Annotated in this window: 12 protein-coding genes; 2 read left to right on the top strand and 10 right to left on the bottom strand. The window is 69.8% G+C overall.

The annotated features are described in order from the left end of the window. Positions 1–334: 334 nt before the first annotated feature. The 9 genes from AC1RRS_RS18730 to AC1RRS_RS18690 form a co-directional block, all read right to left on the bottom strand. Entirely contained in the window at positions 335–829 is a 495-nt protein-coding gene (locus AC1RRS_RS18730; protein ID WP_492856413.1) for a RidA family protein, read from the bottom strand. Between the two features lie 29 nt (positions 830–858). Further along, positions 859–1,260, bottom strand: a complete 402-nt coding sequence (locus AC1RRS_RS18725; RefSeq protein WP_110118707.1) for a c-type cytochrome — start codon at positions 1,258–1,260, stop codon at positions 859–861. A gap of 31 nt (positions 1,261–1,291) precedes the next feature. After that, entirely contained in the window at positions 1,292–2,872 is a 1,581-nt protein-coding gene (locus tag AC1RRS_RS18720; protein WP_492856412.1) for a flavin monoamine oxidase family protein, read from the bottom strand. A gap of 276 nt (positions 2,873–3,148) precedes the next feature. Further along, positions 3,149–5,647, bottom strand: a complete 2,499-nt coding sequence (locus AC1RRS_RS18715; RefSeq protein ID WP_492856411.1) for a TonB-dependent receptor plug domain-containing protein — start codon at positions 5,645–5,647, stop codon at positions 3,149–3,151. 400 nt (positions 5,648–6,047) lie between these two features. Further along, on the bottom strand, positions 6,048–7,433 hold the full coding sequence (locus AC1RRS_RS18710) for an efflux transporter outer membrane subunit (protein WP_492856410.1): 1,386 nt from the start codon (positions 7,431–7,433) through the stop codon (positions 6,048–6,050). Beyond that, on the bottom strand, positions 7,433–8,581 hold the full coding sequence (locus tag AC1RRS_RS18705; RefSeq protein ID WP_492856409.1) for an HlyD family secretion protein: 1,149 nt from the start codon (positions 8,579–8,581) through the stop codon (positions 7,433–7,435). The genes AC1RRS_RS18710 and AC1RRS_RS18705 overlap by 1 nt, the downstream gene beginning before the upstream one ends. Continuing rightward, complete coding sequence (locus AC1RRS_RS18700; RefSeq protein WP_492856408.1) at positions 8,578–10,260, bottom strand: MFS transporter; 1,683 nt, start codon at positions 10,258–10,260, stop codon at positions 8,578–8,580. The genes AC1RRS_RS18705 and AC1RRS_RS18700 overlap by 4 nt, the downstream gene beginning before the upstream one ends. A gap of 168 nt (positions 10,261–10,428) precedes the next feature. Beyond that, positions 10,429–12,606, bottom strand: a complete 2,178-nt coding sequence (locus tag AC1RRS_RS18695) for a porin family protein (protein WP_492856407.1) — start codon at positions 12,604–12,606, stop codon at positions 10,429–10,431. Positions 12,607–12,645: 39 nt separating this feature from the next. Next, positions 12,646–15,516, bottom strand: a complete 2,871-nt coding sequence (locus AC1RRS_RS18690) for a M16 family metallopeptidase (RefSeq protein WP_492856406.1) — start codon at positions 15,514–15,516, stop codon at positions 12,646–12,648. A gap of 622 nt (positions 15,517–16,138) precedes the next feature. Between AC1RRS_RS18690 and AC1RRS_RS18685 the strand changes: the two genes are divergently transcribed. Continuing rightward, a complete protein-coding gene (locus tag AC1RRS_RS18685) occupies positions 16,139–16,723 on the top strand; it encodes a hypothetical protein (RefSeq protein ID WP_492856405.1) in 585 nt (194 codons plus the stop codon). 30 nt (positions 16,724–16,753) lie between these two features. Here AC1RRS_RS18685 and AC1RRS_RS18680 read toward each other — a convergent pair whose 3' ends face one another. Then, positions 16,754–16,978, bottom strand: a complete 225-nt coding sequence (locus tag AC1RRS_RS18680) for a hypothetical protein (protein WP_110133049.1) — start codon at positions 16,976–16,978, stop codon at positions 16,754–16,756. Between the two features lie 240 nt (positions 16,979–17,218). On the opposite strand from AC1RRS_RS18680, the gene AC1RRS_RS18675 reads away from it, so the two are divergent. Continuing rightward, positions 17,219–20,455, top strand: a complete 3,237-nt coding sequence (locus tag AC1RRS_RS18675) for an autotransporter domain-containing protein (RefSeq protein ID WP_492856404.1) — start codon at positions 17,219–17,221, stop codon at positions 20,453–20,455. The last annotated feature ends 426 nt before the right edge of the window (positions 20,456–20,881 follow it).

Raw genomic sequence — 20,881 nt, 5'->3', positions numbered from 1 at the left:
GTCCCAATCCGTGCGGGAGTAGAGCTATCTCCGGAGAGAATGCCTTGTCGGCAAATCTCGCAACCCTTGCTGAACCAGTCACTCATGCGGTGACGCTAGCCGTCGTAAGGTCTGTTTTCCACCCTCAGCCGACACAAGAACCGTCCGCTTCCTGGCGGGTTGTCGGCAGCGGTGGATGTCCCCGCCACAGGGGCGGGAATGACGGGAGGCGGGGGCGTGCGCACCTGAGGCCCGCGATGGAAGGGATCGGGGTTCGCCGGATGCGGTGAAACCTCTCACCCTCCCACCGCTGCGCGGCGGGCCCCTCCCTCTCTCTATGAGAGAGGGATTCTCCTTACTTCTTCGGCGGGCGGGCGGCCTGGACTTCGATCTCGACCAGCATGCCGTCGGCGACCAGCGAGGAGACCTGACTGGTGATGCGGGAGGGCTTGTTGGGCTGTTCGGCGGTGCCGAAGAAGGTCTTGTAGCCTTCCATCATGCCGGCGAAGTCCATCTTGCCGTCCTTGGCCGGGTCGCCGACCAGCAGGACGCGCATCATGACGACGTCGGACAGGGTCGCGCCCTGGCTCTTCAGCGCGTCTTCCAGGCGCTTGATGACGCCGATGGTCTGGGTCTTGGTGTCGCCGAACTTGGCGACGCCCGTGGCGTTGGCGTCGACGACCGGCGGGGTCATGCCGCTGACATAGATGGTGTCGTAGCCGGCCGGCACGGTGACGACGCTGGCGATGGCCGACTTGGGGTCGCCGCCGCGGACGATCCCCTGGGCTTGCACCGCGAGCGGAGCGGCGAAGGCGGCGGCGCCGAGCAGGGCGAGGGCGAGGCGTTTCATGGGCGTCTCCTGGTTTGTCGTTTCGGAACTCAGTGGGCCTGCAGGCCGCGGGCCTTGGCCTTGGCGTTCGACTGGGCGCGGACGCTGGAGATGTCGGCGAAGCTGACGGGCTTGCCCTTGTTGCCCCAGGCGCCGCGCACGTAGTTGAGGATGCCGGTCAGCTCGGCGTCGGACAGGTCGTCCTTGAACGAGGGCATGCCGGCCCGGCCGTTGATGACGACGGCGGCCATGAGCTTGCCGTCGCCCTGGACGATCGGCGCGCCGGCCAGGGCCGGGAAAGCGCCCTTCACCCCCTTGCCGGTGACCTGGTGGCAGGCCGAACAGTTGTCGGCGTAGAGGCTCTGGCCGGTCGGCGGCGCGGCGAGGGCGGCGGACGCGCCCAGGGCCAGCGGAGCGGCGGCCAGGGCGGCGATGATGGCGTTGCGAAGCATCAAGTCTCCCCGAGGGTCAGAAAAGCGGTGGTCAGGCGGCGCGGACGCGGGCGTGCAGCTTGCCGATCTGCTGCCAGGCCGACTCGATGGCCCCGGCCTGCCAGCCGCCAAGATAGCTGAGGTGTTCGCCGGCCAGGTAGAGGCGGCCGTCGGGTTCGCACAGCACCGGATAGGCGCTCTTGCGGCCCTCGTCGCTCCACTCGGCCCAGCCGCCGAGATTGAACTCGGCCAGGTGCCAGCAGAACGAGAAGGCGTTCTCGTAACTGTCGGCGTATTCGGGAAACACCTTCTGGCCGGCGGCCACGGCGAAGGCGGCGCGGTCGGCCGGGCTCTTGGCGCTGATCTTGGCCGCCTCGCCGCCGAACGCGTAGTAGCCCAGCAGCACGCCCTTCTGCGACTGCCAGCCGGTGGAGGGCAGGCTGATCGTGCCGATGCCGGGCATGTCGTTGTAGATGTGGCCGCCGTAGATGAAGTGGTCCTCTTCCCAGAAGCGGCGCTTCATCTGCAGGCCGATCTTGTTGACCGGGGCGTAGGCCACGCCCTCCATCGCCGCCTTGAACGGCTTGGAGGCCTGCAGGTCGACGCCGCGCAGCACGCTGAGCGGGATGGTGCAGATGCAGTAGTCGGCGCTGATCTCGGCCTTCTCGCCGAAGGCGTCGCGGTAGCCGATCTTCACGCCCTTGGCGTCCTGGCGGATGGTCTCGACGACGCTGGAATAGCGGATCAGGCCCCCGACCTTGCGCTCGAAGGCCTTGGCGACCTGATCCATGCCGCCGATCGGCTGGAGCATGGTGCGCTGCTGCTCGTAGCCGGCGACCGAGGTCAGGGTGCGCCAGGCGCCCGAGTGCAGGACGTCGGCCATGCTGCGCGGGGTGGAGGGCTTGCCGGGGCCGGGCGAGACGCCGGCGCCGGGATGGACGTCGAAGCCGCGGCCGTCCGTGCCCGTGTAGGCGAAGTCGGTGGGCGACAGGCGGCCCTCGTTGACCATGTAGGCGACGAAGAGGTCGCGGTCCTCGGCGGTCATCGCGCTGTCCAGCCCGCCCTTGGCGGCGACCTTGGCGATGAGCTCGGCGGCGTGGCCGCGGGCGTCGGCGGCGATCTCGCCCTTGCGGACCGGCTTGCCCTTCAGCGGGCCCTCGCCCTTTTCGAAATAGACGTAGGCGGCGTCGTTGTCGTTGACGAAGCTCTCCAGCGGCACGCCGAACAGCTTGGTGTAGTGCAGGGTCGAGCGGTGGTGATACGGGATCCGCCACGGGCCGTGGTTGATGTAGAGCCCCTCGTCGAACTGGCAGGTCTGGTCGTTGCCGTTGAGGTCGACGTGGCGGAAGCCGTTGCGGGCGGTCTGGCAGCGGCCGCCGGCGAAGCCCCGGGCCTCCAGCACCTGCACCTCGTAGCCATGCTTGGTCAGTTCGTAGGCGGAGGTCAGGCCGGCCAGCCCCGCGCCCAGCACCACCACCTTGATCCCCTTGCCGCCGCCTTCCAGCGAGGGCGGGGCCGCCTGCGCCGAGGCGAAGCCGTAGCCCAGGGCGTCCATGCCGGCCATGGCCAGCGACACCCCGCCATAGGCCGCCAGGCCCTCGAAAAACCGACGACGCGTCAGAACTCCGTCCATATGCCCGCCCTGTTGTCTTGTTCCGCCGACCGATGCTCCGGCGGCGAGGTCCATCTCGAAATCACCGTCTCGCCGGGGCAATCCATTTGCCGCCTGGAGACCATTCATGGGGTCGCTGAACGCCGTTGTGCCGAGCCCTTGGGCGCCCGCGCTTCGGCATGAGCGAAGTCTGGGCGCGGGGCGCATGACGCGGGAATCGGAGGCCCCGAAAGAAGGGAGCCGGACACTGGGCCCGGCTCCCCCATAACGCTGGATTTTCCAGTGCTTAGCCAGTGTTTAGAACGTGTAGGTCAGGCGTCCGTAGTAGTAGCCGCCGTTGATGCCGAAGGGCGAGTAGGACGGATACTGGGTGACGCAGCCGCCGCCGGAGGCGACGCAGGCCGTCTGGAAGGCGGCCGAATACTTGTCCGGATACTCGTTGAACAGGTTGTTGGCGCCGATCGCCGCGGTGACCCCGACCGGGAACTTGTAGGAGACCTCCAGGTCGGTGATGGCCGTGGCGCTGACCACGGTCATCAGCAGCGGGCCGGTGCCGGGATCGGCCAGGGCCGAGGCCTTGCCGTAGAAGGTCTCGGTCAGGCTGACCGTGAGCGGGCCGAAGCTGTAGAGGCCGTTCAGCCCGATCTTGTACTTGGGCGAGGCGGTCTCGAGCAGCGAGGCGGCGTTGCCGGCGAACAGCACCTGGCCGCTCGGGAAGGCCGTGCTGGTGGTGGCCAGGGCGGCCGGGGCGGCCTTGACCTTGGTGATCTTGGTCTCGTTGAAGTTGCCGCTCAGCGTCCAGTCGATGCGGCCGTAGTCGCCCAGGCTGGTCGGGTAGGACAGCACCACGTCGACGCCCTGGGTGCGGGTGTCCAGACCGTTGGAGAAGATGTTGATGCCGGTGCTGGTGACGGTGCTGTCCAGCACGTTGCCGTTGGCGGCGATCGCGGCGTTGACGTTGGCGTTGACCACCACGCCGTTGCGGATGCCGTAGATCGAGCTGGAGCCGAAGATCCGGTCTTCGAGCTTGATGCGGTAGAAGTCGATCGTCGCCGTCAGCTTGGGCAGCGGGTGGGCCACCACGCCGAGGCTGTAGTTGGTCGACTTCTCGGGCTTCAGCTTGGAGATGCCCAGCAGGGCCGCCGCCGCCGAGTTCGGCGCCAACTGCACGAAGGCGCTGGTCGGCGAGACGTTGGTGGCCGAGTAGTAGGACTCCGCCAGGGTCGGGGCGCGGAAGCCGGTGCTGACCGTGCCGCGGACGGCGATCATCGGGTTGAAGTCATAGCGGCTGGTCAGCTTGCCGACCGTGGTGTCGCCGAAGTCGCTGAAGTCTTCGTAGCGCAGGGCCGCGTCGATCTTCCAGGGCTCGATCGGCGAGACGGCCAGATCGGTGTAGAGCGCCCAGCTGGTGCGGCTGTGGCCGCCGGCGTCGGTCTTGGAGAAGCCGGGGTAGGACTGCGAGCCTTCCTTGTAGGTCGAGGCGGCGTCGCCGGCCCCGATGGCGTAGGTGTCGCGGCGCTGCTCGACGCCCAGGGCGACGTTCAGCGGCGTGGCCAGGCCGACCTCGAAGTCGTGGCGCAGGTCGATGTTGTTGGTCCACTGGGTGGTGCGCCAGCTGCCGGCGTGGAACGAGGTGGGGGTGAAGCCCTTGGTCGTGGTCGTCGAGGTGTCGGAATAGAGGCTGGCGTTGGCCGAGTCCTCGACCCGCACCTCGATGTCGTCGAGGCCGTAGGTGGACGACACGTCGAGATCCCAGCCCAGCACCTTGCCGCTGAGGCCCAGCGTCATGGCGTAGTCGTCCTCGATGATCCGTTCGCGCGGGCTGAAGCCGTTGGGGAAGGGACGGTCGGCCGCGCCCATCTTGCCCTGCACGCGGTTGTAGCGGCGGTAGTTCTCGTAGGCCGAGGCGTCCTTGTGGCCGTAGGTGCCGAACGAATAGACCTCGAAGTCCTCGGGCAGCTCGACCCCGGCGTTGAAGGCCAGGACGTGCATCCGGTACTCGGCGTCGCCCGAGATCAGGTTCAGGTTCGGATAGCCCGAGATCTGGCTTTCGACGGCGTTGTTGGTGGCCGAATAGCTGGGGCTGGCGGTGTTGTAGACGCGCTGGTCGGGCAGGCCGCGGTTGGAGAAGCCGTGGTATTTGCTCTCGACGGTCAGGTTCAGATAGCTGTTCTCGGTCGGCGTCGTGCCGATGTTGGCCGAGAACGAGGCGGTCTTGCCGCCGCCGTCGAAATACTCGCCGCCCGTGGCCGAGACCACGCCGCCGGAATTGGCCTTCTTGAGGATGATGTTGACGACGCCGGCGATGGCGTCGGTGCCGTACTGGGCGGCGGCGCCGTCGGTCAGCACCTCGATGCGACCGATCGACGACATCGGGATGAAGCCGAGGTCGGCGGCGGCGGCGCCCTGGTAGGGGCCCGACAGCACCGCGAAATTGGCCGTGGTGTGGCGGCGCTTGCCGTTGATCAGCACCAGCGCCTGGTTGGGCGACAGGCCGCGCAGGCGGGCCGAAAGGGTGAGGTTGGCCGTGTCGCCGCCGAACGCCTGGGCGTTGAAGGACGGGACCAGATTGGCCAGGCCCAGGCGCAGGTCGACCTGGCCTGTGCGCTCGAGCGTGGCGGTGTCGACCACCTGCACGGGCGCGGGGCTGTCGGCGACCCGCAGGCCGGTCTGGCGCGTGCCGGTGACGATGACGGTGTCGAGCTCGACGGAATCCGGCGCCGGGGCTGGTTCCGCGGCCAGCGCCACGGTGGTGGTGCAGAGAGCAATCGACAGGGTCGAAATCCCCGCGATCAAATTATTCTTTAGATTATTATTCATTGTAGCCCCCTCTTCGCAAAATCAACGCATGATTGATGACTCCTCCGTGGGGTTCCGCCCTAGATGTATTCTTATTGTTGAACGCGAATACAAGACTGCACAGTGGCTATGCCAAGGGTGAGCGTCGGGCAGGCCACTGGGTTCGGCAATGGGCAGGGGGCGTTGCGAGGCTGTTACATGGCCGCTAAGCGGCGTGCCGCTTCATTTCGCGGCGCCGAACGGCGGTTTACCAATTGGCCTGATCATCCGACTGGCGCCTCGGATAACGATGTTTGATCTTGCGCGCACGAACGGGGTCATGCCTTCGGCGCCTATCCGATCCGCGGATTCACGGCGGGGTGGAGCGGTGGTCGCCAGTTCGCCTTTTCGAGACGCCCTACCGCCCCTCGCCGACCGCCCAGCCGCCGCCCAGGGCCTGGTAGAGGGCGATGGCGTTCTGGAGGCGGGCTTCGCGCACCTGGGCGAGGCCGAGGTCGACGGCCAACAGGCTGCGCTGGGCGTCCAGCTCTTCCAGGTAGGACACGTAGCCGGCGCGGTAGCGGCGGCGGGCGTGGTCGAGGGCCGAGGCGGCGGCGGCGCGCTGGCGGACGGCGGCCTCTTCCTGTTCGGCCAGGCGGCCGGTCCCCTCCAGGGCGCTCTCGACCTCGCCGAAGGCGGTGAGGGCGGCCTTGCGATAGGCGAAGGCGGCCTGGTCGCGACGAGCCGTGGCCGCGTCGGACTGGGCCCGCAGGCGGCCGCCGTCGAAGATCGGCGCCAGGACGCTGGCCCCCAGGCTCCAGATGGCGATCGAGTCGAGGGGCTCGACATGCAGCCCGCCGCCAGCGGCCGACAGCCGCACCTGGGGCAGGAAGGCGGCGCGGGCGGCGGCCAGGCTTGCGTCGGCGGCGGCCAGGGCGGCCTCGGCCTGGGCGATGTCGGGCCGGCGGGCCAGCAGGGCCGAGGGCAGGGGCGCGGCGGGCTGCGGGATGGCCAGGGCGTCGAGGCCGCCGCGCGTCACCGCGCCGGGGACGTCGCCGACCAGCAGGGTCAGGGCGTTCTCCTGCCGGCGGACGGCCAGCTCCAGGGCCGGGACGCGCTGGACGGCAGACTCCAGCTCGCCCTGCGCCTGGCGCAGTTCGAGGTCGGAGGTGACGCCCTCGCTGGCCCGGCGGCGGGCGCGGGCGGCGGCTTCCTGGCGCGAGGTCAGGGTGGCGCGGGCGGTGGCCAGCTGGGCGTCCAGCGACACCAGGGCGACGTAGGAGCGAGCAACGGCGGCGGCCACCGACAGGCGGGCGGCGTCGCGGGCGTCGCGGCTGGCCTGCAGGCTGGCGCGGCCGGCGGCGTCGCTGGCTCGGATGCGGCCCCACAGGTCGACCTCGTAGGCGATCTGGAGCTCGGACTGGACGGCGGTGCTGGTGGTCGCAACGCCGAAGGCGTTGAAGGTTCGCTCCTTCTGCGCGCCGGCCGTCAGGTTGAGCGAGGGCAGCAGGGCGGCGTGGGCCAGGCGGCTCTGGGCCTCGGCCTCGCGCACCCGGGCTTCGGCTGCGCCGAGATCGGCGTTGCGGGCCAGGGCGGCGGCGACCAGGTCGGAGAGGCGCGGGTCGCCGAAGCCCTTCCACCAGTCGGCGGCGATCGCATCGGCGCTGGTCTCGGCGGGGGCGCGCCAGCCGGCGGGCGGGGCGAGGCTCGCTTCAGCCGGCGGCGCGGTCTTCGGGCCGGGCGTCGCGCAGGCGCTCAGCAGGCCGGCCAGAGACAGACCCGCGAGGAGAAGGCGGCGCGCCATCAGCGGCGGGCCCCATTCTGCTTGGATGTGGCCACATCGACCTCGGCTTCGACCGACATGCCGGGGCGCAGGCGGGCCAGGTCCGGCTGGCCGGCGTCGAGCACGATCCGCACCGGCAGGCGCTGGGCGATCTTGGTGAAGTTGCCGGTCGCGTTCTGGGCCGGAAGGATGCTGAACTCCGAGCCGGTGGCCGGCGAGACCTGCTCGACCCGGCCGGTGAAGCGCTGGTCGCCCAGGGCGTCGACGGTGACGGCGGCGGTCTGGCCCGGCCGCATGCGGCCCGACTGGCGCTCCTTGAAGTTGGCGATCACCCAGCGCTGCGGCGGCACCAGCGCCACCAACTGGCTGCCGGCGGTGACGTACTGGCCGCGCCGCACCCCGACCTGGCCCAGCTGGCCGTCGGTGGGGGCGGCGACGATGGTGTTGGCCATGTCGATCTCGGCCAGGCGCAGGGCGGCGCGGGCGGCGGCGACGGCGGCCTCCAGCCCCTGGCGCGAGACCCCGACCGAGCGGACGTCCTGGCGGGCGATCTCGTGTCCTGCCTGGGCGGAAGCGAGCGTGGCCTCGGCGGCGCGCAGGGCCGCCCGGGCCTGGTCGCGCTCGCGCAGGGACACTGAGCCGTCGGTGGCGAGATCCGCCACGCGGGCCATGTCGGCGCGGGCCCGCTCGACCTGGGCCTGGGCCGAGCGGATGTCGGCGGCGCGGCTTAGGACCGTGGCTTCGCGCGAGGCGCGGGCCTGGACGGAGTTGGCCAGGTCGGCCTCGCGGGCGGCCAGGGTGGCGCGGGCCTGGTCGAGGCGCTGGGCGTAGATCCGCTGGTCGACCTCGAACAGCGGCTGGCCGGCGCGCACGGTCTGGAAGTCCTGGGCCATGACCTTGACCACGTAGCCGCTGAGCTGGGGGGCGATGGTGGTCACCTGGCCGCGGACATAGGCGTTGTCGGTGCGCTGCACCGAGCCGGCGAAGGGCGGCAGCTTCCACAGGAACAGGATCAGCAGCACGACGACGAGGGTGACCAGGGCCGTCAGCACGATGGCCCGGGCGCTGGGCGGCTTGGGCCGGGCCGGCGGCGGGGCGGCCGCGGCGGCGCGGTCCTCCGGCTGGGGCGCGGACTGGGAAGGGGGCGGCGGCGAGGGCGCGTCGGTCATGCGGTCTCTCGGGCGGGGGCGGACGGGGCGGCCGGCGCCGGCGCCGGCGGCGAGGCCGCCATGCGTCGGGCCAGGAGGAAGAACAGAAAGCCGGCGTAGGCGAACTGCAGCAGGGCGATGAGGCCGACCACCAGGAAAACGTCGTTGAAGGCCAGGACATTGGCCTGCTGGGTCAGCTGCTGGGTCAGCAGGGCGCTGGCGTCGGCGGCGCGGAAGGCCGGGTCGGCCTGGGTGGGGGCGTAGACCCCGGCATAGGCCTGCAGGGTGGCGGCGACGGTGGGGTCGGTTCCGGTCAGGCGCTCGGCCAGGCCCACGGCGTGCGACTGGGCGCGGACGGTCTGCAGCGTGCCCAGCATCGACGCGCCGAACAGGCCGCCGAGGTTCTGGGCCACGCCGAACATCACCGAGAAGGTGATGATCGAGCCCAGCCCCCGGGTCAGCAGCTGGCCGATGCCGAACATGAAGGACGGGCCCAGGAACATGGCCGCGGCGAAGGCCAGCAGGGCCTGGCTGACGAAGAGGTTGGCCGGCGCGGTCTGGACGGTGGCCTGGGCGTCGAGGAACGAGCCCATGGCGATCAGCAGGATCGAGCCCAGGAACTGCGGCGCCAGGGTCTTCTGGTTTAGGGTCATGGCGCTGGTGACGATGCCGGCCGCCGTGGCCGCCAGCACCACCCCGTAGAGCAGGCGCTGCTGCTCCTGGGCCAGGCCCAGGGCCTGCATCAGACCGGCGGCCCCGACGCTCTGCTCGGACAGGATGACCCGCACCAGGGCGACGTTCAGGCAGAAGCGCAGGAAGGCGCCGGTGGCCACCCAGCGGGTGTCGATCAGCGGGTGGGTGCGGCCGTGCTCGACCAGGGCGCCGGCGACCAGCAGGATGACGGCGGCGGCCAGGCACCAGCCCAGCCAGGGGGCTTCGAACCACCAGACGATGCGGCCCAGGCCCAGCACCGCGACCAGCAGGCCAAGGCCTCCGCCCAGCAGGCCGAAGGTGAGGATGTCCATGCCCTCGAAGACGTGGATGCGCACGCCCTGGGGCAGACGGAACAGGGTGACGGCGGCCAGGCACGCGGCGGCCAGGCACGCTTCGAGCGCATAGAGCCCGTGCCAGTAGGCGGCGTCGAGCAGGCCGGTGGAGATCAGCCGGGCCAGCGGCGCGCCCAGCTGCGAGACGCCGACGCCCAGCACCAGCGCGCCCATCCGGAACGAGGCCGGAAAGGCCTGCAGCATGTAGAACATGGCCAGGGCCGTGAGCGCCGCCGCGCCCACCCCGCTGATCGCCCGCAGCAGCAGGGCCATGGCGAAGTTGTCGAGCAGCAGGTGGGCGAAGGCGGTGACGGTGTAGAGCGTCAGGAACACCAGGGCGAACCGGCGGATGCCGAACTGCTGGCGGTACTTCACCAGCAGCAGGTTCATCGAGATGTTGGTCATCACGTAGATGGTGGTCAGCCAGGCCCCCTGGACCGGGCTGAGGCCCAGCGAGCCCTGGATGGCCGGCAGGTTGACCGAGACCAGCGCCGTGCCGAGCGAGCCGGTGATCCCGATCAGCAGGCTGATCAGCCCGTGGATGATGCGGAAGTGGGTCGGGAAGGCGGGCGTAGACGGCGAGCCGGGCATCAGCGGCCGCTCGTGCGGCAGCCAGTCCGGGACCGGTCCGATCTGCTCGCCGTGCTGGGGCATCGCGCGGCCCCGTCAGGCGGAGGGCGACACGGTCAGGCGGCGCGCGCGCGGCGCTGGCGAAGCGATCGGAAACGGAAACGACGTCATCGCGCCCTCATGTCCTGTCCAGCGACGCGACTGTGGGCCGCCTCGCGCGGTCGGTCAAATGCGGCACAGTGGGTTCGGACCCTAGAACCGGCTGGCCAGCCCGATCCGGACCATGCGGCCGAGCGGGTCGCGGTCGTCGCGGCCGTAGCCGGGGGCGGGGCGACCGTCGCCCAGGCGGGCGCGAGGGCGGGCGTCGAGCAGGTTGTCGACGTCGAGCGCGAGGGTGAAGCCGCGGTTGCGGCGCGCGGCGGCGGCGAGGGGGCTGTCGCCGGCCGGGGGCGGGGCGACCTTGCGGTTGACCAGATAGGCGAGCCGGACGTTGACCGTGCCGAAGGCGTCGACCTTCAGGTCGCCGTCGCCGTCCTGGCCGCTCTGGTTGCGGATGCGGTAGGCGCTGCGCCAGGCGCCGCCGGCGTTGAGGCTCCACGGGCCGCGGCGGGCGCTGACGCTGAGGCCGAAGTCCTGGCGCGACAGGCCGCCGCCGTCGCCGGCCAGGCGGTCCATGCTGGGCAGGCCGGCGCGGATCACCGTGGCGTCCTCGAGCCGAACCGTGTGGTTCAGGGAGACCTGCACCGTGCCGCCGCCACCACCCGGGAGCTTCGGATCGCCGAGCGGGATGGTGAAGTTGAAGTTCGAGGTCAGCGAACTGGAGGTCGACGAGGCTATGTTGATCGGCCGCTGGTCGATGCTGGTCAGCCGGCCGTCGGCGTCGCGCTGGAAGCGTTCGGGGAAAGCGGCCTCGACGTCGGCGGTGGGCGTGGGCAGCGAGCCGATGCCGTCGGTCGCCTCGCCGCGCTGGTAGTTCACCCCGCCGTTCAGGGACCAGCGGGTGTAGGGGCCGGCCGAGGCCGCGACCGTCACGGAGTCGCGCCTGGCCGCCCGCAGGTCGGGGTTGCCGCCGGTCAGGGGCGTGATCTCCACCGACTGGCCGGTGCGGAAGTCGAACACCACCGTCGGGCTGCCGTAGAGGGCGGGGGCGAAGCGCTGGTCCTCGGTGGGGACGTCGGTGGCCCGCGACCACGCGGTGGAGAGGTTCAGCTTGCGGATCGGCGTCCAGAAGAGATTGGCGCCCAGGTTGTCGCCGCGGCCGGCGTCGGCGCGGCGCAGGCCGGCCGACAGCCGCAGGGTGACGTCGCCGAGCTTGGGGCCGCGCCAGTCCTGCGCCAGGGCCGAGCTCAGCAGCGGAACCGACAGCGAGGCGTCCAGGTCCTGGCCGCTGCTGGAGACCGAGCGGTTCAGGGCCTGCCCCTGCGTTTGCGAGCGCGAGACGGTGGCGCGGCCGGAGAGGTCGGTCATCACCGGCCCGGTCGGCAGGGTCAGCAGGGTGCGGTTGGCCCCCAGGATGAGATTGGCCGAGCGGTTGTCGGTCGTCGCGTCGTTGAGGCCGGAGGACTGGGTGCGCGAGAGCAGGCCGGTCAGGGTGGAGCGCACCTGCCAGCCCGCCGCCTGGCCGCCCAGACCGCCGGTGAGGTTGGCGCTGCGGCTTTCGCTGCGGCTCACCACGGGCGCTCCGCCGGTGTCGGAGGTGAAGCTGCTTTCGCTGGCCTGGAGCATGGCGCGCACCGAGCCGCGCCATTGGCCGACGCCGCCCGTGCGGGCCATGTCGACGCCGACCCGCCGCGACTCCGGGCGCAGGGTGGCCTCGGCGCTGTCGGGGTGGCTTTCCAGATAGTCCGGCCGCTCGGCGGCGCGCAGGGCGGTGTCGGTCGAGACCCGCAGGCCGATGCGGCTGGTGTTGAGGTCCTGGATGCGCGAGCGGCGCAGGTCGCCCGACAGGCTGACGGTTCCGCCCGCCGTCGGCCCCGCGGCGCTGGCCAGGCCGTCGCGGGCGGCGAACGACTTCTGCAGCACGATATTGACGACCCGGCGGGTGGGATCGCCGCCGACGCCGTAGGCCGTGGCGGCCGAGGGCGGCAGCACCTCGACCCGCACCAGGGCGTCGGGCGGAAAGCCGGTGAAGGCGTCGGCGTCCGACACCCGCTGGCCGTTGACGATGATCACCGGCGCCGGGCCGCCGCCGAAGCGCTTGTTCACCTCGTTGACGACCTGGCTGATGTCGTCGAGGGCCAGGGCGTCGATCTGGTCGGGCCCCAGCTCGTACTCCGGCGGCATCAGGGCCGCGCCCCGGCGGGCCGTGACCTCGACGCCGTCCAGGGCGACCGGCGCCTCGTCGGTCGCCTGCGGCCGCGCCGCCTCGGCCTGGGCCTGAGCCTGGGCCGAGACGGCGGGGTCGGCGAGGACGCACAGCAGCCACAGCATCGGCCTAGCGTCCGGCTGCTGGCGACGTCGCGCTCACGGCTACTTGCCCTTGATCAGGGTCGGGCTGTCGAGATCGAGCTTGTCGATCGGGATGGCGAGCGCCTTGGGCGCGGCGGTCCTGATCGCCTCGCCCATCGCCTTGGCGTCGCCGACCACGATGACGCTGGCCTTGGCCGGGTCGAGCTCGGCCTTCGAGAAGGCCTGGACGTCGCCGGCGCTGACCGCCGAGACCTTGTCGGTATAGGCCTGGATCTCGTTCAGCGGCACGCCGTAGACGGCCAGGCTGCCGAGGATGTCGGCCAGGCCCCCGGAGGTGCCCAGATCGCGGCCGAAGTCGCCGATCAGCACCGACTTGCGGGCCTGCAGCTCGGCCGGCGAAGCCGGCTCGGTCCCCAGGCGGGTCAGTTCGCCCTTGATCAGCTCGACCACCTGGCCGGCGGACTCGTTCTTGGTCTGCACTGTGGCCGAGAAGCCGCCCGAGGCCGCGCGCGGCGTCAGGCTGGAGCCGGCGCCGTAGGAGAGGCCGCGCTTGATGCGGATCTCCTGGTTCAGGCGGGCCGAATAGCCGCCGCCCAGCACGCCGTTGGCCACAAGGCCCGCGTAGTAGCGGGGATCCGAGCGCAGGATGGCCGGCTTGGCCACGACCACGGCCGCCTGGCCGGTGCCTGGCAGGTCGATGACAACCTCGCGCGGCGCATAGCCGGTCGGGCCGGGGGCGGGCGTCGGGGGCGGACCGGCCGGCTTGGTCCAGCCGCCGAAGGCTTTCTCGGCCAGGGCGAAGCCCTGTTCGGGCGTCAGGTCGCCGGTCAGCACCAGCACCGCGTTGTCGGGACGCCAGTAGGCGGCGTGGGTGCGCACCAGCGCTTCGCGGGTGATCTTGGGCAGCGAGCCCGGCGTGCCGCCGGCCACGTGGCCATAGGCCGAGCCGGCGTAGATCACCGGGGCGACGGCGAAGCCCGCCACGCCGCCGGGACGCTGATAGGTCACCGACAGGCCGTCCAGCGCCTCGGCCCGCACGCGGTCGAGTTCCTCGGCCTTGAAGGCCGGCTTCTCGGCGACGTCGGCCATGATCGCCAGGCCTTCGGCGGCCTTGTCGGAGATGACGCTGAGGGTCAGGGACGAGCTTTCCCAGCCCGAACCGGCCGAGAGGTCGGCGCCCAGGGCCTCGGTGGCCTGGGCGATCTGCGTGGCCGTGCGGGCGCCGGCGCCTTCGGTCAGCAGCTCGGCGGTCAGGGCCGAGACGCCGGCGAGGCCCTTGGGATCGGCGCTGGAGCCGCCCTTGACGGTGAGGTCGGCGGTGACCAGCGGCAGGTCGCTGGACTTGGCGACGATGACCCGCAGGCCATTGGCCAGCACCTTCTCGACGGGCGTCGGCAGCACCGGCGAGACCGGCTGGCCGGGGGCGGGCGGGGCGATCCGCTCGGCCTCGGGGGCCAGGGTGGTGACCGGGCCGTCATAGCCGACCGAGGCCACCTTGGGCGGGGCGGGGAAGGGATCGGCCTCGCCCTTGGGCCTGGCGCTTTCCGGCAGGTAGCGGATGACGGTGCGGCGGTCGGCGGCGAGATACTTCTTCGCGACCCGCTGGACGTCGGCGGCGGTCACCGCCTGCAGGGCGGCAAGGTCGGTGTTGGCGCGGCCGGCGTCGCCTTCGGTGCGCAGGGCGTAGCCGAGCGCCGAGGCGCGGCCGTCGATGGTCTCGCGCTCGCGCACGGCGTCGGCCAGCAGGCCGGCCTTGGCCTCGGCCAGTTCGGCGGCGGTGGGCGGGGCGTCGCGCAGGCGGGCGACCTGGGCCAGCAGCGAGGCCTCGCCCTGCTGGGCGGTCTTGCCGCCGGCCATGATCGCGCCGACGTAGAACAGGCCCTGCTGGGCGCTGTCGGGCGCGGCCGAGAAGGTCGATTGGGCGATCTTCTGGTCATAGACCAGGGCGTCGTAGAGCCGCGAGGACTTGCCGGCCGACAGGATGGCGTCGAGCACGGCCAGGGCCGGCACGTCGGGATCGGCGGCCGGCGGGGCCAGCCAGGTGATCGCCACCGCCGGCAGCGGCACGTTGGGGCCGTAGGTGGTGACGGTCCTGGGGCCGGCGCGCGGCGGCTCGACCGCGGTGACGGCCTTGATCGGCGCGGCCGGGGTCTTCAGCGGGCCGAAATACTGGTCGATCCAGGCGTCGAGCTGCGCGTCGTCGAAATTGCCGACCACGATCAGCGCGGCGTTGTCGGGCCGGTAGTAGGCGGCGTGGAAGGCGCGCACGTCGTCCACCGTGGCCGCGTTCAGCTCCTCGATCGAGCCGATGCCCGGGCGCTGGTAGGGGTGCGCGGAATAGGAGGCGCGCGGGATGTTGATGAAGAAGCGGCCGTAGGGATTGGCCAGCACGCGCTGGCGCAGCTCTTCCTTGACCACGTCGCGCTCGGACTTGAACACCGCCTCGTCGATGACCAGCGAGCCCAGGCGGTCGGCCTCGGCCCAAAGCAGGCGCTGCAGGTGGTTGGCCGGCACGACCTCGAAATAGTTGGTGAAGTCGTCGGCGGTGGAGGCGTTGTTGAAGCCGCCCACGTCCTCGGTCAGGCGGTCGAGCATCTCGTTGGGCATGTTGCGCGTCGACTTGAACATCAGGTGTTCGAAGAGGTGCGCGAAGCCGGAGCGGCCGATCGGATCGTCCTTGCTGCCGACGCCGTACCAGACCTGGACCGTGACGTTGGGCGTGGTCACGTCGCGCGAGGCGTAGACCTTCAGGCCATTGGCCAGGGTGCGCTCGCGATAGACGATCGGCGGCACGGCGATCGAGGCTTTCGGAGCCGAAGCCGCGGCGGCCGGCTCGGCGGGCGAGGCGGCCTGGGCGGCCGAAATCGGGGTCAGGGCGGTGGTGGCGACGGCCAGGGCCGCGAAGGCGGACACGGCGGCGGGGCGGATCATTCTCGAATACTCCGAAGCTGACCGCCTAGGCATAGGCGCCCGAGCGCCCATAGGCAATTTACAGTTGTGTCACTTGTCGCGATTTCCCTCGCAGGAAGTCAAGTCCGTGCAGCTGCGCTTTTCCTCGCGAAATATTCTGCCAAGCAGCATTTATTTTGCGGGAATTTACTGAAGATGCATTCCATGGTTGAGTTTGTCGCCAGCGACGGGGGCGGGACATGACTGTTGGACGGCGTCGACGGGGCATGAGCCCCAAGATGCGTTTGATCATAGGGTTGGGGGCCGTGGCGACCATACTCAGTGGATGCGCTACCAAGGGGACGTGGTTTCGGTGGCCAGGCTACGTAAAGTACGCGTCGGTCAAGGTTGAATCGACAAGCGCGTCGCGCTTCTACGCCATTCGCAATGACCTTTGGCCAGGTTTGGGAAGGAACGAGGCCGAGCGGCGCCAGGGCCTGATATCAGGCGCTGCGTTTGGACCCTTCCAGGTCGGCGATGAGCAGTTTCTTCGAACGAATGCGCAGTATCGCCTGGTGCCGATTTGCAGCGCCGGGCCTGCCTGGGAGCGTACGGTCTATCCAACGATACGTCGCGAGAGCGAAGCTGTCGTTGTGGGGTGTTCGTGAACTCTCCGTTCCAAAGACTCGAAAACGTACTCAAGGGAGCGAGCGGCTTGGTCGCGGTGGCGCCGGGCGTGGCGCTGCTCGCGCGTGCTGTGCAGTTGCCGCCCAAGTTCCAGACGCTTGTGGGCAGCTTGGCGCTTTGCCTGGGCGTAGCCGTTGTGCTGTCGATCTATCTGCTTCGTGATTTCCTGACGCGTTTGTCCGCGAAATTCGTCGTGATCCTCGTGCTTGTAACCGGCGTACTCGGCGCCATCGCCGGTTCTTTCGCCGCCGTGTTCGCAATGACGCATGTGATCACCGCTGGCGCGGCGAACGATACGGAAGATGTCGTTCTGGTTCCCCTTCGGCCAAGCCACGAACTGGATCAACTGGTTGCGCCTTTGCAGTACGATTGGATCGAGGCGTTGGCCAGCTCATCCATCTCGAGCCGAGTGCGAACGCTGATGGATCAACAATCGGCAGAGACAGCGTTGCTACTCACGGGATCTTTGCTTGTCGCCCAGACCCTGTTGCTTACGTCCCTGGTGACGGCCGCGTGGAAGGTTGCGGAAAGTCTTGAGCAATCGGGGGAAGTGGCGGACTAGCAGTGTCTCGGTCCGCCCATACTCGCCGCCTCAGTTGATCGCGGCGGACGGCGGGCTGTAGCCGGCCAGGCGGACCAGCACGCCCTCGGCGTTCTTGCGGTAGTAGCCGCCGGGCGAGCTGAGGGCGCCGCCGCAGGCCGGGCAGGGCTTGTTCACGGAGACCTTGCTGCTGAGCAGGTCGAGCACGTCCTGCTTGAGGGTCAGCACGGCGGGGCCGCCGCAGGCCTCGCACTTCAGGGCCAGTCGGGTCGACATCAAACGCTCTCCATCGTCGCCAGCTTGCGGACTGGGGCGCCGCCGGCGGGAGTGGGGGAGGGGGCTCCGGGGGCGCGAGCACTGCAAGAAAACCCCTCGAGATGGCGTGCTCATGACCAAGTCTTGCAGGGATCGGCCGATCCTTGCAGAGAACGCGGTTATCGTAGCTTCGCCGCAAATCCGGGGCCATCGTCTCGCTGCACACGGTCCCTATCGACGCGCTCATACAGGAGACGCGTCATGAAGAGACTGACCTTGATCGCGACCGTGGCGACCGCGCCACTGCTTGCGATCGGCCCCGTGGCGCACGCCGAGAAGACGATCACCAGCGACTCCCGAACCACGCCCATCGCCACCTCGACGGCGAGCGACGGCACGGCCGACGACGTCAAGATCACGACCGCCGGCGCCATCACCCTGTCGACCTCCGGCGCGATCGTCACGCTCGACAGCAGCAACACCGTCACCAACAACGGCACGCTGAGCTCGGAGGACGTCTCCGACTCCATCGGCATCCTCGTGCTGGGCGGCAACACCGGCACGGTGACCAACGACGGCACGATCTCGCTGACCGAGGACTATTCGGCCACGACCACCTCCAGCATCGTCCACGGCGCCTTCGCCGAGGGCTCGGGCCGGTACGGCATCTATCTGAAGGGAACCGACGCCTTCACCGGCGACGTCACCAACAGCGGCACGATCACCATCGAGGGCAACGACTCCTACGGGATCCTGCTGGAATCCCCGCTGATCGGGAACCTGATCAACAGCGGCTCGATCTCGATCGTCGGCGACGACAGCACCGGCATCAAGATCTCGGGCGGGGTGACGGGCAATGTCACCCAGTCGGGCTCGATCAGCGTGCAGGGCGAGAACTCGATCGGCCTGTCGGTGGATTCCGCCGTTTCGGGCGCGCTGTCGATCGAGGGAAGCGTCAACGCCACCGGCTATCGCTACACCAGCCGCGCCAGCGCGACCTCGACCCTGGCCAAGATCACCTCCTACGCCGACAACCTGCTGCAGGGCGGCTCGGCCGTGGTGGTCTCGGCCGACGTGGCCGGCGGCATCATCCTGACCGGCTCGGACAGCACCGTCACCGTCGACGGCACCACGACCACCACGGTGACCACCAGCTATTCCTCGACCGGCACGGGCTCGATCTCGGTGCAGGGCGAGGCGCCGGCCCTGCTGATCGGCTCGGACACCCAGGACGTCACCATCGGGGCGGTCGGCACGGACGCCGACGCCTACGCCCTGATCATCAAGGGCTCGATCTCGGCGGCGGGCATCTATGACGGGGTGACGTCGACGGCCCTGCAGATCGGCGGCGACGCCGGCTACACCACGACGCTTACTGGCGGCATCCGCCTGGACGGCTCGATCTCGTCGTCGTCCTACGAGGCCGACTCGACGGCGATCCACCTGAAGTCCGGGGCCGACGTCGAGACGCTGTTCAATCGCGGCACGATCAGCGCCAGTTCCTATTCCTATGCGGAGTCCGGCACGACGGCGACGGCCTACGGCCTGGTCATCGATTCCGGCGCGACGCTCAGCAGCCTCAACAACACCGGCACGATCGCGGTGACCCGCACCGGCGAGAGCGGCGATGCGGTGGCGGTGCTCGACGAGTCGGGCACCCTGACCTCGATCACCAACAGCGGCCACATCTACGCCGCGGTGGTGGCCCCGACCGTGACCACGGCGGGCGACACGGTGACGACCACGGCCACCGGCTCTGCCATCGCCTTCGACCTGACGGCCAACACCACCGGCGTGACCTTGACCCAGACGGCCGCCACCTCGAACAGCGGCTCGGTGGCCGGCACGACCTCGGTGACCCTGACCACCAGCACGGCCACGACGATCACGCCCTACATCTATGGCGACGTGCTGTTCGGTTCGGGCGACGACACCCTCAACATCTACGCCGGCTACCTGATCGGGGCGATGTCGTTCGGCGAGGGCGACGACGTCCTCAACATCGACGGCGGGGCCACCGCCTATGGCGACCTGATCGACCCGGACGGCCTGGGCTCGCTGACCATCGGCGATGGCCGCCTGACGGTGACCAACACCGACACCATCGCGGTCAAGAGCCTGAACCTGGGCTCGGAGTCCGAACTCTACATCACCGCCAACCCGACGACCGGGGAGAACACCTCGTTCACGGTGGGCACGGCGACCATCGCCAGCGGCGCGACCATCGGCGTGCGCCTGACCAGCCTGCTGACCGAGCCGACCACCTATACGGTGCTGACCGCCGACACCCTGACGGCGGGAACCCTGGCCAGCAGCGTCTCGCAGGCGCCCTATCTCTATGTCGCCAGCGCCTATGCCGAAGACAACAGCGTCTATCTGGACGTGCGCCGCCGCACCGCCGCCGAGGCGGGGATGAGCAGCGGCCAGGCCTCGGCCTATGACGCGGTGTTCGGCGCCCTGGGGGCGGATTCGAGCATCGCCGACGCCTTCCTCGTGCAGTACACGCGCGACGGATTCTACAATCTCTACAACCAGATGCTGCCGGACACCGGGGTAGGGGCGTTCCGCGCCCTGACCTCGATCAACCAGCAGATCGGCGAGGCCACGGCCGACCGGCCCGACGCCGGCGACCGCTATGGTCCCGACAGCGTCTGGGTGCAGGAGGTCAACGCCCTGGTGCGCATCGACGACGGCGACACCCTGGGCTCGGACACCTATGCGGTGGGCTTCGTGGCCGGCTACGAGGCCATGGGCGACGCGGGCGGGGCGCTGGGCGTCACCCTGTCGCTGGTCAATCTGCAGTCCAAGGACACCGCCGCCAAGGTGGGCGAGCAGAACAGCGGCATGTTCGGCCAGACCGGCGTCTACTGGCGTCGCTCGGTCGGCGGCTGGCGGTTCAATCTCGGCGGGGGAGGCGGCGGCGGCCGCTTCAAGGGCCGGCGGGTGTTCATCTCCGAGGACGTCGACAGCGACGGCGAGGCCGACGTCTATCTCAAGAACCGTTCGGCCTGGTACGGCCTGACCGGCTACGCCTTCGGCGGCGTCGCCTACCGCCAGGACTTCGGCAAGGCCTATCTGCGGCCCGAGGCGCGGATGGACTACACCTATCTCTACGAGAGCAAGCAGGAGCAGTACGGCGGCGGCGACGGCTTCGACCAGGTCATCCAGGCGCGCTCGTTCAGCAACCTGTCGGCCAATCTCGGCGTGGCCTACGGCAAGCGCTACGAGAACGCCGACGGGGTATGGTTCGAGCCGGAGGTGCGGGTCGGCTATCGCCAGACCGTGGCGGGCGACATCGGCGAGACCGTGGCGGCCTTCACCGGCGGCGGCTCCAGCTTCACGATCAGCTCGATCGACAACCGCCAGGGCGCGCTGACGCTCGACTTCGGGGTCAAGGCGGGCTCGGCCCTGTCCTATTTCGCCGTCAAGGGCGGGGTGGAGGCCACGCGCCACCAGAAGGCCTACAAGCTGAGCTTCAGCGGGCGGGCGATGTTCTAGGGGCCGTTCCTGGGTTTCGGGTGCGCCCGCGCCGGGTTCGTGAAGGCCCAGGGGGCGATGTTCCCGAGGCAGAATGCATTTAAACCAACGTTACGTGAAAAACCTGTTTGACATCTCCGTAGGGTAGTCTAGATAGCCGCCTCCGCCGCAGCGCAACGCACCGGCGGGGGCCGCTCCCGGGACTTCCGAGGCGGTCTAGGGCTCAGGCCCAGGTCTTTGACATTGTTGATTTGGAAAGAGAAACGCAGGCGGCGGCGCTCTGGCGGCCATCCTTCGGGATGGCGCAATAGGCGCTGACGAATGCGGTCTCTTGAAGACACCATTTATACGGTGGCTGAGCTTTATGGCTTGGTCATTGTGTGATGGGAACTCGTCAAGAAACTATGCAAACCAGATACGCGACTGAGGTTTTCCCCTCGGTCAAAT

This window comes from Caulobacter sp. GW821-FHT12A07 (genome assembly GCF_058807655.1).
The sequence above is the reverse complement of the archived record's forward strand: the minus strand, read 5'-3'. Positions and strand labels throughout refer to the sequence as shown.